Here is a 15,078-nt window from a genome sequence, read left to right on the forward strand (position 1 = left end):
CCGCGCATAGCCGAAAAAAAGGGCGCCTTCTCAGGCGCCCTTTTGCATGGCCGGTTCTACTTTCAGCAGAACCTGCCAGTCCTTACGTTCGATGATGTCGGCCGACAAGGCGCTGACCGGCGACAGGTTGAACACCGACACGCCACGGGCTCGCCACTGGGCGGACGCAAACCGGAACGACGGCTCGATCAGATTCGCGAACTTGCGCGCCAGGCGGCTGGACTGGGGCTGCGCGCCCTCGTCATAGAAGCGCAGGCCGTGCTGGACGGTCAGGTCCAGGCCGTGCACATACACCTGGCGGGCACCGCCGGAGACCAGTACCTGCAGCGCGGCGTAGGCCACCGTGTCGGCGTCGAATACGCCGAGCGAGGCATCGAAGCTGTAACCCATGCTGTGCTTGGCGTCCAGCAATTGCACATCGGGCGTTGCCGCGGCGATCCGCTTGAGCATCGCGGGCGCAGCGCTGCGCTGGTAGGCCCGTTCCGAGATCAGTTCAATGATGCAGATCCGGCAGCGGATCTCGTCCTGCGGAATGCCTTGCATGATGTAGCGCAGCACCTCGGGGAACACGTACAGCGTCAGGTCGCGCCCGACGATTTCGCGCACCAGCTCGATGCGATCCCGCACGAAGTTCTGGTCGATGATGCAGTAATACTTGAACGGCAGGTCGAACTTGCGCGCAAGCGCAATCGCACCATTCACCCCCATCGCGACACGGATGTCCAACTGGTCGTAGGGAATCTGAGCAACCGACGGGCCGCTCAGGATCAAATGCACCGTCTCATCGGCGGGGTCGTAGCCTTGCGCCAGCGGCGTGATGGGAAGCGACCGCCCAAAGGCGCGGAAACCGCAAATCACCCCCGACCGGTCCCGCCAGATGCGCACGAACGGCCACAGATGCTGGTTATGCCGTTGCGTGCGCGAACGCAGCAGGCGAAACAGCTTGCGCACAAAGCGGTCGGCCCGCCCACCCCCCACAGGTGGGGTGGCGGGCAGGGGAATGATCGAGTTTTCCATCAACTAGCCTGGCTGGCCGTACCTGAACAAGCCTAACCGGCGGAAATCAGCGACGCGATCGCGTTGCCGACTTCGACAGTCGAAGCATTGCCCTTCATGTCCCGGGTGCGCGGACCGTCAGCCAATACCGATTCGATCGCTTTCACCACGGCCGCCGACGCTTCCGGGTACCCCAGGAAATCAAGCATCAAGGCGCCGCTCCAGATCTGGCCGATCGGATTGGCGATGCCCTTGCCGTAGATGTCGGGCGCCGAACCGTGCACCGGCTCGAACAGCGACGGGAATTTGCGCTCCGGATTCAGGTTCGCCGACGGGGCGATGCCAATCGTTCCCGTGCACGCCGGCCCCAGGTCGGAAAGGATGTCGCCGAACAGGTTGGAAGCCACCACCACATCGAACCAATCAGGATGTTGCACGAAATGCGCACATAGGATGTCTATGTGATATTTGTCCCACCGCACGTCCGGATAGTTCCCGGCCATGTCGGCCACGCGCTCGTCCCACCACGGCATCGAAATCGAAATGCCGTTGGACTTGGTGGCGGCGGTCAGGTGCTTGCCGCGCTTCTGGGCCAGCTCGAACGCAAATTTCAGCACGCGGTCGGCGCCGATGCGCGTGAACACGCTTTCCTGGATGACGACTTCGCGTTCGGTCCCCTCGAAGAGGCGACCGCCGCTGTTGGAGTATTCGCCTTCGGTGTTCTCGCGAACGATGAAGAAATCGATGTCGCCAGGCTTGCGGTCCGCCAACGGGGACGGCACGCCAGGCATCAGGCGAACCGGTCGCAAATTGATGTATTGATCAAATTCGCGACGGAATTTGAACAGCGAACCCCACAGCGCTTCGTGATCCGGCACCGTGGCGGGCCAACCGATCGAACCGAAGAATATCGCTTCGTGCTGGCCGATCTGCGCCTTCCAGTCGTCCGGCATCATCTTGCCATGCGTGGCGTAATAGTCGCAGCTCCAGTCGAAATGATCCCACTGGAAATCAATGCCGAAGCGCGCCGCAACGGCATCCAGCACTTTCAAGCCTTCAGGCACGACCTCTTTGCCAATCCCGTCTCCTGGAATTACCGCAATCTTGTGTTTCTTAGCCACCACGTTTCCTTAATTTTCCTTTGATAGACCGCCCAGAATCATAGGCATAAACGGGCGCGCCGCAACACCCCCCGTTACAAAACGGTGGTGTCGCCATTTTCGACTAACAGCGAGGCGGTTTCAGCGCCGGCTCTTCGAGCCCAGCAAGGACCCCAATATGCCCCGCGTCAGCTCCCGGGCAATCGATCGGACCGTGCTTTTGGCCATGGTCTGGACAACGCCATCGCGCTTGCCGCCCCGCGGGCCGGTCGACCCGAACAGCACGTCGTTCAGGCTGTCCATCAGGCCGCCCCCCGACGCCTCGGCCGGCGGCTCGGCCCCCGCAGCCGGCTTGGCCGGCGCACCCTTGGTCTGCACCTGATCGGCCGGCGTCGCCGCGCGGCCGGCCAGGACTTCGTAGGCGGATTCGCGGTCGATGGCCTTTTCGTATTTGGCCGCCAGCGGGCTGCCCTGGCGCAGCGCCTGGCGCTCGGCATCCGTCGCCGGACCGATCCGGCTGGCCGGTGGCACGATGAAGACGCGCTCGGTGGGCATAGGCCGGCCTTTTGCGTCGAGTAACGACACCAGGGCCTCGCCCACGCCCAGTTCGGTAATGGCCGCTTCGATATCCAGCCCCGGATTGGGGCGCATCGTCTGCGCCGCCGTCTTGACGGCTTTCTGGTCGCGCGGCGTGAACGCCCGCAAGGCATGCTGGACGCGGTTGCCCAACTGGCCAAGGACGGTATCGGGGATGTCCAACGGGTTTTGTGTCACGAAATAAACGCCCACGCCCTTGGACCGGACCAGGCGCACGACCTGCTCGATCTTGTTCAGCAGCGCCGGCGGCGCATCGTTGAACAGCAGGTGCGCCTCGTCGAAGAAGAACACCAGCTTGGGCTGGTCCATGTCGCCCACTTCGGGCAGCTTTTCGTACAGGTCAGCCAGCAGCCACAGCAGGAAAATGGCGTACAGGCGCGGCGCCTGCATCAGTTTGTCGGCCGCCAGCACGTTGACCATGCCGTGGCCCTGGGCGTCCGTGCGCATCAGATCGGCCACGTCCAGCATCGGTTCGCCGAAGAATTTCTCGGCGCCCTGGGACTCCAGCGCCAACAGCCCGCGCTGGATGGCTCCGACGCTGGCCGACGACACGTTGCCGTAGCGGGTCTTGAGTTCGGCCGAGCGGTCGGCCACGTTCTGGAGCATGGCCCGCAGGTCTTTCAAGTCCAGCAGCAACTGCCCTTCGTCATCCGCGACCTTGAATACCAGGGTCAGCACCCCTTCCTGTGTGTCGTTCAGTTCCAGGATGCGCGACAGCAGCAGCGGCCCCATATCGGTAATGGTGGCCCGCACAGGCAGCCCTTGCTCGCCAAAGACGTCCCACAGCGTCACCGGGCTGGCGCCCCAGGCCGGTTCGGCCAGGCCCAGGCTCTTCAAGCGTTCGGACAGCTTCGGGCTGGCCGCGCCCGCCTGGGAAATACCGGTCAGGTCACCCTTGACGTCGGCCATGAAGACCGGCGTGCCGATACGCGAAAAGGATTCGGCCAGCACCTGCAGGGTGACGGTCTTGCCGGTGCCGGTGGCGCCGGTGATGCATCCATGCCGGTTGGCCAGGGCGGGCAGCAGCGCCAACTCGGCCTGTGCATTTTTGGCAATGACGATGGGGTTGGGCATGTGCAGCGCTCCGGACCAGGGAATCAGAGGGGATGCCCAAGTGTAGAGCCTGCCGCCCGGCTTGTGCGCGTGGCAATAAGGACACAGGCATCTGCCCGCCGGGCGCGCGGGCCGCCGGCACGGTAAAATGCCATTTTTGCAGACAATTTCTCCTGGGAAGCCATGGCCGGACACAGCAAATGGGCCAATATTCAGCACCGTAAAGGGCGTCAAGACGCCAAGCGCGGCAAGCTGTGGACCAAGATCATTCGTGAAATCACCGTGGCGGCGCGCGCCGGCGGCCCCGACCCGGACAGCAACCCGCGCTTGCGCATGGCCTGGGACAAGGCGACCGACGCCAACATGCCCAAGGACAACATCCAGCGCGCCATCCAGCGTGGCGCCGGCGGTGCAGACGGCGACGCCTACGAGGAAGTCCGCTACGAAGGCTACGGTATCGGCGGCGCGGCCGTCATCGTCGATTGCATGACCGACAACCGCACCCGTACCGTGGCGGAAGTCCGCCACGCCTTCGCCAAGAACGGCGGCAACCTGGGCCAGGAAGGCTCGGTGGCCTTCATGTTCAAGCACTGCGGCCAGTTCGTGTTCGCCCCCGGCACGCCGGAAGACAAGGTCATGGAAGCCGCGCTGGAAGCTGGCGCCGAAGACGTCCTGACCGACGAGGAAGGCGTGATCGAAGTCGTTTGCGCGCCGGCCGACTACGCCGCCGTTCGCAAGTCGTTTGACGACGCTGGCCTGAAGGCCGAAGTCGACGGCATCGTCATGAAGGCCCTGAACGAAACCGAACTGGCTGGCGAAGACGCCATCAAGATGCAGAAACTGCTCGACGCCCTGGAAGGCCTGGACGACGTGCAGGAAGTCTATACGACCGTCATTTTCGACGAAGCGCAGTAAATCCCACCCTGTTGACGCACGGGCGGCCCTTGCCGCCCGCGCGCCAGTGGCAACCTTCAGACTCACGCAACATGAAACTCCTGGTAATTGGCTCGGGCGGCCGCGAACATGCCCTCGCCTGGCGGCTGGCCCGCTCCCCGCGCGTACACAAGGTGTACGTCGCTCCGGGCAACGGCGGCACGCAACGGGCCGAGCAGATGGAAAACATCGCGCTCACCAATGCCGAGGAATTGGCTGATTTCGTCCAGCGCGAAGGGATCGCCCTGACGGTCGTCGGCCCCGAAGCGCCGCTGGCCGCTGGTGTCGTGGACGTGTTCCGCGCCCGTGGCCTGAAGATCTTCGGCCCCACCAAGGCCGCTGCGCAGCTGGAAAGCTCGAAGGACTACGCCAAGGCCTTCATGGTCCGGCACAACATCCCGACCGCCCGCTACGAGACCTTCACCGATCCGGCCCTGGCCCACGCCTATATCGACAAGGAAGGCGCCCCGATCGTGATCAAGGCCGACGGCCTGGCCGCCGGCAAGGGTGTCGTTGTCGCCACCACGCTGGAAGAAGCCCACGCCGCCGTCGACGCCATGCTGGGCGACGGCTCCATGGGCGCCGCCGGCGCGCGCGTTGTCATCGAAGAATGCCTGGTGGGCGAAGAAGCCAGCTTCATCGTCATGTGCGACGGCCGCAACGTGCTGGCGCTGGCCACCAGCCAGGACCACAAACGCCTGCAGGATGGCGACCAAGGCCCCAACACCGGCGGCATGGGCGCGTATTCGCCCGCCCCCGTGGTCACGCCGGAACTCCACCACCGCATCATGCGCGAAATCATCCTGCCGACGGTGCAAGGCATGACGCGCGACGGCATTCCCTACACGGGCTTCCTGTACGCCGGCCTGATGATCGCCCCCGGCGATGATCCCGACCGCGCCATCAAGACCCTGGAGTTCAACTGCCGCATGGGCGACCCGGAAACGCAGCCCATCATGATGCGCGTCAAGAGCGACCTGCTGGACGCCCTTGAGCACGCCGTGGAAGGCACGCTGAACCAGGCCGACATCGTCTGGGACCGCCGCACGGCGCTTGGCGTGGTGCTGGCTTCGCACAACTACCCCAACACCCCGCGCACCGGCGACGTCATCCGCGGCCTGCCCGCCGACGCCGAAGACTGCATGGTCTTCCATGCCGCCACGGAACTCGACGGCGACGAAACCAAGACCACCGGCGGCCGCGTGCTGTGCGTCACGGCCCTGGGCGACTCGGTCAAGATGGCGCGCGACCGCGTGTACGAAGCCATCGACGGCATCCATTTCGATGGCCGCCAATACCGCAGCGACATCGGCTGGCGCGCGCTCAAGCCGTCGCAGCAAAAACCCAAGTCCCACGCCTGAAGGGAAAGCGATAGATGAACGCCTTGCCCGTCGCCTCGGTCCGCGACTACCTCACCGGCTTACAGGCCCGCATCGTCGGCGCCCTGGAAGCAGCGGAAGGCGGCGCCTTCCGCGCCGATGAATGGGTCCGGCCTGAAGGCGGCGGCGGCCTGTCGCGCCTGCTTGAAGGCGGCAAGCTGTTCGAACGGGCGGGCGTGCTGTTCAGCCACGTCAAGGGCACGAAACTGCCCCCGTCGGCCAGCGCCCACCGCCCCGAGCTTGCGGGCCGCAGTTGGGAGGCCATGGGCGTGTCGATGGTGCTGCACCCGCGCAACCCGTATGTGCCCACCACGCACATGAACGTGCGGATGTTCATGGCCGCGGCCCGTCCCGGCCACACGGAATCCGACGTGTTCTGGTTCGGCGGCGGCATCGACCTGACGCCTTACTACCCTTTCGAAGAAGACGCCCGGCACTTCCACACGGTCTGCCGGGATGCGCTGGCGGCGCATGGGGCCGAGTACTACCCGCGCTACAAACGCTGGTGCGACGAATATTTCTTCCTCAAGCACCGCAACGAAACCCGCGGCATCGGCGGCATTTTCTTCGACGACCTGAATGCGCCGGGGTTTGACGCCTCGTTCGCCCTGACGCGCTCGGTCGGCGACGCCTTCCTGCCCAGCTATCTGCCCATCGTCGAACGACGGCGCGAACTGCCCTATTCCGAGCGCGAGCGCGACTTCCAGGCGTATCGCCGTGGCCGCTATGTCGAATTCAACCTGGTCTTCGACCGCGGCACGCTGTTCGGGCTGCAATCGGGCGGCCGCACGGAATCGATCCTGCTGTCCATGCCCCCGCTTGCGCAGTGGCGTTACGATTGGCAGCCGGAAGCGGGCACCCCCGAAGCCGAGCTCGCCGCCTACCTGACGCCGCGGGACTGGGTTTGAAACGCATCGGTCTCCTGGGCGGCAGCTTCGACCCCGTCCACGTCGCGCATCTCGCCTTGGCGAAAAACGCCCTGCAAACCCTGGGCCTGGCGGCAGTCGAACTGATCCCCGCCGCCAACCCCTGGCAGCGCGCGGCCCTGCACGCCACCGGCCAACAGCGTTGCGCCATGCTGGACCTGGCGATCGCCGGCCATGACGGCCTGATCGTCAATCCCATTGAAATCGAACGCGGTGGCGCGACTTACACCATCGACACCCTGCGCGCCCTGCCGCAGGACGCGCGCTATGTCTGGCTGCTGGGCGCCGACCAGTTGGCCAATTTCTGCACCTGGCGCAACTGGCGCGACATCGCCAGCCTGGTTGACCTGGCGGTGGCCACCCGCCCCGGCACCCCGTTGACGCCCCCGGCCGAACTGGCCGCCTGGCTGGACGAACAGGGACACAACCTGGAAGAACTGCCTTTTTCCCCCATGGCAGTGTCCGCCTCCGAGATCCGCCGGCGCCTGGCTGCCGGCGAATCCACCGATGGCCTGCTGCCCCCCGCTGTCGCCGCTTATATTGCGGCGCACAAGCTTTACCGATAAACCCACACCCGCCGGGCGCCCAAAGCGCCACGGAGCCGGCATCCGCCGTCCGTCCGCGGGTTATATTTGCAGCTATGGATATAACGAAACTCCAACGCGCCGTCATCGATGCCCTCGAAGACGTCAAGGCGCAAGACATCAAGGTCTACAACACCACGCATCTGACGAGCCTGTTCGATCGCGTCGTGATTGCAAGCGCCACCTCCAACCGCCAGACCCGGGCCCTCGCCTCCAGCGTGGCTGACAGCGGCCGTGCGCTGGACTTGTCCGGCATCACCATCGAAGGCGAAGACACCGGTGAATGGGTCGTCGTCGACTTGGGCGACGTCGTCGTGCACATCATGCAGCCCGCCATCCGCCAGTACTACAACCTGGAAGAGATCTGGGGCGGCAAGCCGGTGCGCGTGAAGCTCCTGCCCGAATCCACCCGTGCGGCGCCGATCCCCACCGATAGCGGCTACGACGACGCCGAAAGCTGAGTCCCTGCCGTGAAACTGATCGTTGCGGCCGTGGGCACGCGGATGCCGGACTGGGTAGAAACCGCCTGGGCCGACTACGCGAAACGCCTGCCGGCCGACTGCGCACTTGAACTGCGCGAGATCAAGCCCGAACCCCGTACCACCGGCAAAACGCCGACCCAGATGATGGCGGCGGAAGCCAAACGTATCGAAGCCGCGCTGCCTGCCGGCGCGTTGCGGCTGGCGCTGGACGAACGCGGCCGCGACTTGACCACGATGGCCTTGTCGCAAAAGCTGGAGCAGTGGCGGGCAGGCGGACAGGACGTCGCCTTCCTCGTCGGTGGGCCGGATGGGCTCGACCCCGACCTGAAAGCCTCGTGCAGCGGTCAACTGCGCCTGTCATCCCTGACGCTGCCGCACCCCATGGTACGCGTGGTGCTGGCCGAGCAGCTCTACCGGGCCTGGGCCATCATGACCAACCATCCTTACCACCGCGCCTGACCGCTGCCCGGGCCGGCGCCCATCCTGTTCCCGCATGCCTCAGACAGCCGACTCCGAATCCCCCGCCCGCCTCTACCTTGCCTCGGCTAGCCCGCGGCGGCGCGAATTGCTGACCCAGATCGGCCTGGCCCATGAAGTCCTGCAAGTGCCGGCGCCTCCGGGTGAAGACGAACCCCAGCATCCGGGAGAAAGCGCGGCCGACTACGTCCGGCGCACCGCGCGCGACAAAGCCTTGCGCGGGCGCGACTGGATGAACAGCGAAGCCCTGCCCCACCTGCCGCTGCTGGCTGCCGACACCACCGTTATCCTGGATGGCGCCGTGCTGGGCAAACCGGCCGACCGCGACGACGCCCTTCGCATCCTGCGCGCCCTGTCCGGGGCGGCCCATGAAGTGCATACCGCCGTGGCCGTCTGGACAGGCGATCAACTGCTGGAAGCCGTCTCGATCACGCAGGTTCGCATGCGCGAGCTCGGCGACGACGAAATCGGCCGCTACTGCGACAGCGGCGAACCCTTCGGCAAGGCCGGTGCCTATGGCATCCAGGGGCTCGCGGGCACCTTCATCTCTCATATTTCCGGCAGCTACACGGGCGTGATGGGCCTGCCGCTGTTCGAAACGGCCAATCTATTGCGGGCAGCGGGTATCCAGACGCCCTGAGCCCCGCCGCACGATCAAAAAAAATCCCCCGCGGTCTTGCGACCCGGGGGATTTTTCATTGCAGGGCAGTTTCCGCGGTTTACGCCGTATGGCTCAAGGGCGTCTGGACCTCGGCGGCCGGAACGGCATCAGGCAGCGCCGGCGCCTGGCCGTCAAGTGCTGCATGCAATTGTTCCTGATCCAGCTCGCCTTCCCAGCGGGCCACGACCACGGCGGCGGTCGCGTTGCCGACCAGGTTCGTCAGCGCGCGGCATTCCGACATGAAGCGGTCCACGCCCAGGATCAGCGTCATCCCGGCGATCGGCACGGACGGCACGACGGACAGCGTCGCGGCCAAGGTGATGAAACCCGCGCCCGTCACGCCAGCGGCGCCCTTGGAGCTCAGCATCGCCACCGCCAGCAGCAGGATCTGATCCCCGAGCGACAACGGAATATCGCAGGCCTGCGCAATGAACAGCGCCGCCATCGTCATGTAGATGTTGGTGCCGTCCAGGTTGAACGAGTATCCCGTGGGCACCACCAGGCCGACCACCGACTTCGAACATCCGGCGCGCTCCATCTTCTGCATCAAGGTGGGCAGCGCGGCCTCGGACGAACTCGTGCCCAGCACCAGCAGCAGCTCTTCACGGATGTAGCGCACCAGCTTCAGGATCGAGAAGCCGTTGTAACGGGCCACCAGGCCCAGCACCACCACCACGAACAGCACCGAGGTGGCATAGAACGTGCCCACCAGCATCGCCAGATTCACGACCGACTTGATGCCGTATTTGCCGATGGTGAACGCCATCGCGCCGAAGGCGCCGATGGGGGCCGCCTTCATCAGGATGGCGACCAGCTTGAAGATCGGCTGGGCCAGGGCCGTCATGAAGTTCAGGATGGGCTTGCCGCGCTCGCCGACCATCGCCAGCGCAATGCCGAACAACACCGCCACGAACAGCACCTGAAGGATGTCCCCGCCCACGAACGGGCTGAAGATCGTCGTCGGGATGATGTTCATCAGGAAACCGGTGATCGTCGAATCGTGCGCCTTGGCCACGTACGTCGCCACCGCCTTCTCATCCAGCGTCTTGGGGTCGATGTGCATCCCGGCGCCCGGCTGGACCAGATGGCTGACCAGCATGCCCACGATCAGGGCCAGCGTCGAGAAGATGAGGAAGTACAGCATAGCCTTGCCCGCCACGCGGCCGACCTTCTTCAGGTCGCTCATGGCGGCAATGCCGGATGCCACGGTCAGGAAGATCACGGGGGCGATGATCATCTTCACCAGCTTGATGAAGGCGTCGCCCAACGGCTGCATCTGCTGGCCGAGTTCAGGCTTGAACGCGCCCAGCAAAATGCCCACCACGATGGCGAAAACCACCTGGACATAGAGGATTTGATAGAACTTGAGCTTGCGCGCAGGCGCGCCGTGATCCACGTCGATCATTGGGTTTGTCCCCACCAATGCCCCTTGCCCCGGGCGGCTGAGCGCGGCGGGCGACGGAGCGTTATCTGTTTTGTGGCTTTGCGTTATCGCCGCAAGCCCATTTCACCGGGCATTCCACGCCAGGCTTGCATCGATATATGCAAGAGCCGTGCCAGGGTGAGAAACGGCCTGCGTTGACTGTCAAACCCTTGATATTTCGGCATTTCCCTCCAATTCGGTTGCATTGAGGCTACGCATTTCGGCGGAAAATCACACAGAAACCAGATAGAATGTGCGGAAAACCGCACACATTATGCCGACTCGCCCTTCCTCCTCAACGCCCGCCCGCCAAGGCTGGGATCAAGCCGCCGTGCCGCTGCAACAGCGACGTTCGCCCGGCAACGGGTCGTGGCTGGGGCGAACCGTCATGGTGCTCATCGCCGTCGCTGTTGTTTTCGGCGTGCTGCATGTCGCCACGCAATGGGCGCGCGATGGCGCGGTCCAGGCCGCCGCCGTGCAAGCACGCGCCGCCGGCCAGATCAATGCCGCCCTGCTCCGCAACAACCTGGACAAATTCAGGGCGCTGCCTTTCGTGTTGACGCGCGACGTCGACGTGCGGGCGGCGCTCCAGGGGGCATCTGCCGCACAGATCGAATCGCTGGACGAAAAACTCGATACGCTCAGCCATGGCGTCGGCGCCTCCGCCATCTACCTGCTGGACAAAAAAGGCCTGGCGATTGCCGCCAGCAACTGGCGCGAGCCGGCGACCTTCGTTGGCGTGGACTACCAGTTCCGGCCTTACTTCCAAGGCTCCGTCACCCGCGGCTTCGCAGAACACTTCGCGTTGGGCACGGTCAGCCATGAAGCCGGCCTGTACCTGTCTCGGCGCATCGACGACACCAACGGCGCGTTATTGGGCGTCATCGTGCTGAAGGTGGATTTCCGCGACCTGGAGTCCGACTGGCGCCAGTCCAGCGCGCCTATCTTCGTCACCGACGAACACGGCGTGGTGCTGCTGGGCAGCATCCCCGGCTGGCGCTTCGATGTGCTGGCCCCGCTTGCGCCCGATATGGCGCAGAGCTTGCGCACCAGCCTGCAGTTTGGCGACGCGCAGTTCCGGCCGCTGCCGCTGTCCCCGCCGCTCACACCGGTCAGCACAGGCCAGCTGGTGCGCACCGATGACGCCTTGCCGCCCTTGCCCAAGGGCGCGCCCTTGTTGCACACGACGCTGCCCATCGTGGAATCGCCGGGCTGGACATTGCACCTCCTGTCGCCCGTGCAAACGGCCATGAACCAGGCAAGCGCCAATGCACAATTGGGTGCCCTGCTAGCCCTGAGCCTGCTGGCCGCCGCCCTGGGTATCGTGCTGGTCCGACGGCACCGCCAACGCGAACGCACGGAACAGCAGGCCGCCATCCAGGCGCAGCTAGCGTCGCTGGTAGACGAACGCACCGCCCAGTTGCTGGCGGTCAATGAGCAACTGACGGACGAGATGGACGAGCGCCAGCGCACAGAGGCACGGCTGCACACCATGCAGGATGAACTCGTGCAAGCCAGCAAGCTTGCCCTGCTGGGCCAGGTCGCCGCCGGCGTCGCGCACGAAATCAATCAACCGGTGGCTGCCATCCGCGCCTACGCGGACAACGCATCCGAATTCCTTCGACGCGCAGATTCTGGCTCCGCACAGGAGAACCTGGGCACCATCGCCTCGTTGACCGAACGCATCGGCCACATCACCGGCGAACTGCGCGCGTTTTCCCGCAAGGCCGGCGCCTCGGTGGGCCCCACCAGCCTGAAGGAAGCGCTGGACGGTGCCCTGCTGCTGGTCGGTCCCCGAGCCCGCCGCCAAGGCGTCACGCTGCAGCGGCCGCTTGATGGCCAAGACTGCCTTGTCCGTGCCAACCGAGTGCGGTTGGAACAGGTGCTGGTCAACCTGCTTCAAAACGCGCTCGAAGCGCTGGAAGGCCGGCCGGACGGGCGCGTCGTCGTCGCGCTTGAAGACCTGGGCGCAACGGTGCAGGTCCACGTCAGCGACAACGGCCCCGGCCTGTCGCCGGACGCCCGGGCACGCCTGTTCACGCCATTTCAAACCAGCAAACCGGAAGGCCTGGGCCTGGGATTGGTCATTTGCCGCGACATCGTCACCGAGTTCGGCGGCGAATTGCGTGCGGCGCGTCCGAACGACCCAGGCTTTCCCACCCCACACGGTCCCCAACAGGGGGCTATGTTCACCCTGACGCTGCGCAAAGCAGCCCCCGCAACGTCCGTTCCGGCCATCACGCCATGACCCGCGCCCCAGCTCAGCTTTCTTCCCCTTCCCCCTCGACGGAGGAATCGCCACGCAATCCCACCCCGCCTCACGTCGTCTTCATCGACGACGATGAAGAATTGCGGCGGGCGAACGTCCAGACCCTGAAGCTGCACGGGATGACGGTAGAGGCCCATGGGGCGGCTCGCGCTGCGCTGCCTCATCTGCACCGAGAATTCGACGGGGTCGTGGTGACCGATATCCGCATGCCCGATATCGATGGCCTGCAATTGTTCCACCGCCTGCGCGATATTGATCCCGAGCTCCCGGTCATTCTCATCACCGGCCATGGCGATATCGCCACTGCCGTCCAATGCATGCGCGACGGCGCGTACGACTTCCTGGCCAAGCCCTATCCTCCCGACCGGCTGCTTACCGCGATCACCCACGCCGCCGAGAAGCGGCGTCTGATCCTGGAGAACCGGCGTCTGCGAGAAGCCGCGTTTACAGTGGAAGCCGACGAAGTGCCTTTCATCGGCACAACGCCCGCCATGCAGCGCATCAAGCAGACGCTGCGCCATATCGCCGACGCCGATGTCGACGTCCTCGTTGAAGGTGAAACAGGCACCGGCAAGGAAGTCGTGGCCACCGCACTCCATCGGCTCAGCCGCCGCCGGCATCACGCCCTGGTCGCGATCAATTGCGGCGCTTTGCCCGAAAGCGTCATCGAAAGCGAACTATTCGGACACGAACCCGGCGCCTTCACCGGCGCCCAGAAAAAACGTATCGGCCGCATCGAACACGCGAGCGGCGGCACCCTGTTCCTGGACGAAATCGAAAGCATGCCCTTGGCCGTGCAGGTCAAGCTGCTGCGCGTGCTCGAATCGCGCCAGATCACCCCATTGGGCAGCAATGACGTCCGCAATCTGGATCTACGCGTCGTCGCCGCCACCAAGGAAGATCTGGGCAGCCCAGCCATCCGGGCCAAATTCCGCGAAGACCTGTTTTATCGGTTGAATGTCGTCACGATCCGAATTCCGCCCCTGCGCGAACGCCGTGACGACATCCCGCTGCTCTTCGCACACTACCTTGGCCACGCATCGCGCCGCTTTCACCGTGACATCCCGGAGATGCCCGCGTCGATCAAGCAATATGTCATGACGCACGATTGGCCAGGCAATGTGCGGGAACTCGCACACTTCGCTGAACGCGTGGTCCTGGGTGTGTTGAACAGCCCGTCGCTGGAAACTCCGTCTGCGCACGACGCCACGCAAAGCCTGCCGGAACGGATGGAGCACTTCGAAGCGCAGCTCATACGCGACGCGCTGGCCACACATCAAGGCGACATCAAAGCCACGCTGGAGTCGCTCGGCATCCCCCGCAAGACTTTCTACGACAAGCTTCAACGCCACGGCATCGATCGCCAACAATACTTGCGTAGTCCGGATTGATCCAGCCAGTTGACGCTTCGCCAGACCATTGACCTGAGGATTCACGCCCGGCAGGCAAGGCTTCGTGATCCCGCTTCCCCTCACTCTGACAGGCAAAGCTTCGTGATTCCCCTTCCCCTCGCTTTTCCCGCCAACGGGCTTCTCACGCCGAGGCTACGCCTGGTACCGGCGGCGGTATCCCATGCCGCCAGCGTTCGCACGTATCTGCTGGACAACCATGACTATTTGCAGCCCTGGGAACCGCTGCGCCATGCCGGCTTCTTTGAACACTATGCCGTCGCCGAACGGCTCCAAGGGATGGCTCAGCGGAACGCCAACGGCGAGTCGCTTCACCTGCTGTTGTTCATGCAGGATGCCGACGAACTCGTTGGCGTCTGCAACTTCAGCAATATCGTCCGAGGCGCATTCCAAGCGTGCCATTTAGGCTATTCGATTGGGGAGCAATGGCAAGGCCAGGGTTTGATGCGCGAAGGGTTGACGGCTGCCATCGCCCACGTCTTCCAGAACATGAAGTTGCACCGGATCATGGCCAATTACCGCCCCGAAAATGCGCGCAGCGCGCGCCTGCTGTCCAGCCTGGGCTTCCAGCGCGAAGGAGAGGCACGGTCCTATCTGCAAATCAACGGTGCCTGGCACGATCATGTATTGACCGCACTGATAAACCCCGCGGATCTCTAACCGCGAAAGCCTCCTCGAATCCCCGCTCCAACGCAACCCCCCCTCGCGGCGCCAGCCGCGAGGGGGGTTCTTTAATTCAAATCCGTTTTCCCAAAGACAAAACCCCACAGGATTACCTGTGGGGTTTTA

The 15,078-nt window shown here is 64.5% G+C and carries 14 protein-coding genes; 10 read left to right on the plus strand and 4 right to left on the minus strand.

Annotated elements, in window-relative coordinates; genetic code table 11:
* Positions 1-30 precede the first annotated feature (30 nt).
* From AC27VE_RS10050 to AC27VE_RS10060, 3 genes are all read right to left on the minus strand, one after another.
* Entirely contained in the window at positions 31-1,017 is a 987-nt protein-coding gene (locus AC27VE_RS10050; protein WP_488703744.1) for a hypothetical protein, read from the minus strand.
* Positions 1,018-1,049: 32 nt separating this feature from the next.
* Positions 1,050-2,117: a tartrate dehydrogenase gene (locus AC27VE_RS10055; protein ID WP_488703745.1), complete on the minus strand. Its 1,068-nt coding sequence runs from the start codon at positions 2,115-2,117 to the stop codon at positions 1,050-1,052.
* Between the two features lie 120 nt (positions 2,118-2,237).
* Positions 2,238-3,767, minus strand: coding sequence for a helicase HerA-like C-terminal domain-containing protein (locus tag AC27VE_RS10060; RefSeq protein WP_488703746.1), 1,530 nt, complete (start codon positions 3,765-3,767; stop codon positions 2,238-2,240).
* 162 nt (positions 3,768-3,929) lie between these two features.
* Between AC27VE_RS10060 and AC27VE_RS10065 the strand changes: the two genes are divergently transcribed.
* From AC27VE_RS10065 to AC27VE_RS10095, 7 genes are all read left to right on the plus strand, one after another.
* A complete protein-coding gene (locus tag AC27VE_RS10065) occupies positions 3,930-4,661 on the plus strand; it encodes a YebC/PmpR family DNA-binding transcriptional regulator (protein ID WP_488703747.1) in 732 nt (243 codons plus the stop codon).
* 71 nt (positions 4,662-4,732) lie between these two features.
* Complete coding sequence (gene purD, locus AC27VE_RS10070) at positions 4,733-6,040, plus strand: phosphoribosylamine--glycine ligase (protein WP_006227565.1); 1,308 nt, start codon at positions 4,733-4,735, stop codon at positions 6,038-6,040.
* 14 nt (positions 6,041-6,054) lie between these two features.
* Positions 6,055-6,966 carry an oxygen-dependent coproporphyrinogen oxidase gene (hemF, locus tag AC27VE_RS10075; RefSeq protein WP_488703748.1) on the plus strand — a complete coding sequence of 304 codons (912 nt, stop codon included), beginning with the start codon at positions 6,055-6,057 and terminating at the stop codon, positions 6,964-6,966.
* Complete coding sequence (nadD, locus tag AC27VE_RS10080; RefSeq protein ID WP_488703749.1) at positions 6,963-7,550, plus strand: nicotinate (nicotinamide) nucleotide adenylyltransferase; 588 nt, start codon at positions 6,963-6,965, stop codon at positions 7,548-7,550. The genes hemF and nadD overlap by 4 nt, the downstream gene beginning before the upstream one ends.
* A gap of 74 nt (positions 7,551-7,624) precedes the next feature.
* A complete protein-coding gene (rsfS, locus tag AC27VE_RS10085) occupies positions 7,625-8,029 on the plus strand; it encodes a ribosome silencing factor (protein ID WP_006227568.1) in 405 nt (134 codons plus the stop codon).
* Positions 8,030-8,038: 9 nt separating this feature from the next.
* On the plus strand, positions 8,039-8,509 hold the full coding sequence (gene rlmH, locus AC27VE_RS10090) for a 23S rRNA (pseudouridine(1915)-N(3))-methyltransferase RlmH (protein WP_488703750.1): 471 nt from the start codon (positions 8,039-8,041) through the stop codon (positions 8,507-8,509).
* A 34-nt stretch (positions 8,510-8,543) separates the two neighbouring features.
* Positions 8,544-9,167: a Maf family protein gene (locus tag AC27VE_RS10095; RefSeq protein WP_488703751.1), complete on the plus strand. Its 624-nt coding sequence runs from the start codon at positions 8,544-8,546 to the stop codon at positions 9,165-9,167.
* A 79-nt stretch (positions 9,168-9,246) separates the two neighbouring features.
* Here AC27VE_RS10095 and AC27VE_RS10100 read toward each other — a convergent pair whose 3' ends face one another.
* Positions 9,247-10,593 carry a dicarboxylate/amino acid:cation symporter gene (locus AC27VE_RS10100; protein ID WP_006227571.1) on the minus strand — a complete coding sequence of 449 codons (1,347 nt, stop codon included), beginning with the start codon at positions 10,591-10,593 and terminating at the stop codon, positions 9,247-9,249.
* Positions 10,594-10,999: 406 nt separating this feature from the next.
* Here AC27VE_RS10100 and AC27VE_RS10105 point away from each other — a divergent pair, with 406 nt between their 5' ends.
* The 3 genes from AC27VE_RS10105 (at position 11,000) to AC27VE_RS10115 (ending at position 14,949) form a co-directional block, all read left to right on the plus strand.
* Positions 11,000-12,859 (plus strand): sensor histidine kinase, encoded by a 1,860-nt coding sequence (locus tag AC27VE_RS10105; protein ID WP_488703755.1) that lies wholly within the window; start codon positions 11,000-11,002, stop codon positions 12,857-12,859.
* Entirely contained in the window at positions 12,856-14,271 is a 1,416-nt protein-coding gene (locus tag AC27VE_RS10110) for a sigma-54-dependent transcriptional regulator (RefSeq protein WP_488703752.1), read from the plus strand. The genes AC27VE_RS10105 and AC27VE_RS10110 overlap by 4 nt, the downstream gene beginning before the upstream one ends.
* Positions 14,272-14,373: 102 nt before the next feature.
* Positions 14,374-14,949, plus strand: a complete 576-nt coding sequence (locus AC27VE_RS10115) for a GNAT family N-acetyltransferase (RefSeq protein ID WP_488703753.1) — start codon at positions 14,374-14,376, stop codon at positions 14,947-14,949.
* Positions 14,950-15,078: the final 129 nt, after the last annotated feature.

Source organism: Achromobacter sp. 18P8.1.1 (genome assembly GCF_057799415.1).

What these genes read in the sequence shown, in the direction of transcription:
- AC27VE_RS10050 (WP_488703744.1), bottom strand. Translation starts at nt 1,017, where the DNA reads ATGGAAAACTCGATCATTCCCCTGCCCGCCACCCCACCTGTGGGGGGT.
- AC27VE_RS10060 (WP_488703746.1), bottom strand. Translation starts at nt 3,767, where the DNA reads ATGCCCAACCCCATCGTCATTGCCAAAAATGCACAGGCCGAGTTGGCG.
- AC27VE_RS10065 (WP_488703747.1), top strand. Translation starts at nt 3,930, where the DNA reads ATGGCCGGACACAGCAAATGGGCCAATATTCAGCACCGTAAAGGGCGT.
- purD (WP_006227565.1), top strand. Translation starts at nt 4,733, where the DNA reads ATGAAACTCCTGGTAATTGGCTCGGGCGGCCGCGAACATGCCCTCGCC.
- hemF (WP_488703748.1), top strand. Translation starts at nt 6,055, where the DNA reads ATGAACGCCTTGCCCGTCGCCTCGGTCCGCGACTACCTCACCGGCTTA.
- rsfS (WP_006227568.1), top strand. Translation starts at nt 7,625, where the DNA reads ATGGATATAACGAAACTCCAACGCGCCGTCATCGATGCCCTCGAAGAC.
- AC27VE_RS10095 (WP_488703751.1), top strand. Translation starts at nt 8,544, where the DNA reads ATGCCTCAGACAGCCGACTCCGAATCCCCCGCCCGCCTCTACCTTGCC.
- AC27VE_RS10100 (WP_006227571.1), bottom strand. Translation starts at nt 10,593, where the DNA reads ATGATCGACGTGGATCACGGCGCGCCTGCGCGCAAGCTCAAGTTCTAT.
- AC27VE_RS10105 (WP_488703755.1), top strand. Translation starts at nt 11,000, where the DNA reads ATGGTGCTCATCGCCGTCGCTGTTGTTTTCGGCGTGCTGCATGTCGCC.
- AC27VE_RS10110 (WP_488703752.1), top strand. Translation starts at nt 12,856, where the DNA reads ATGACCCGCGCCCCAGCTCAGCTTTCTTCCCCTTCCCCCTCGACGGAG.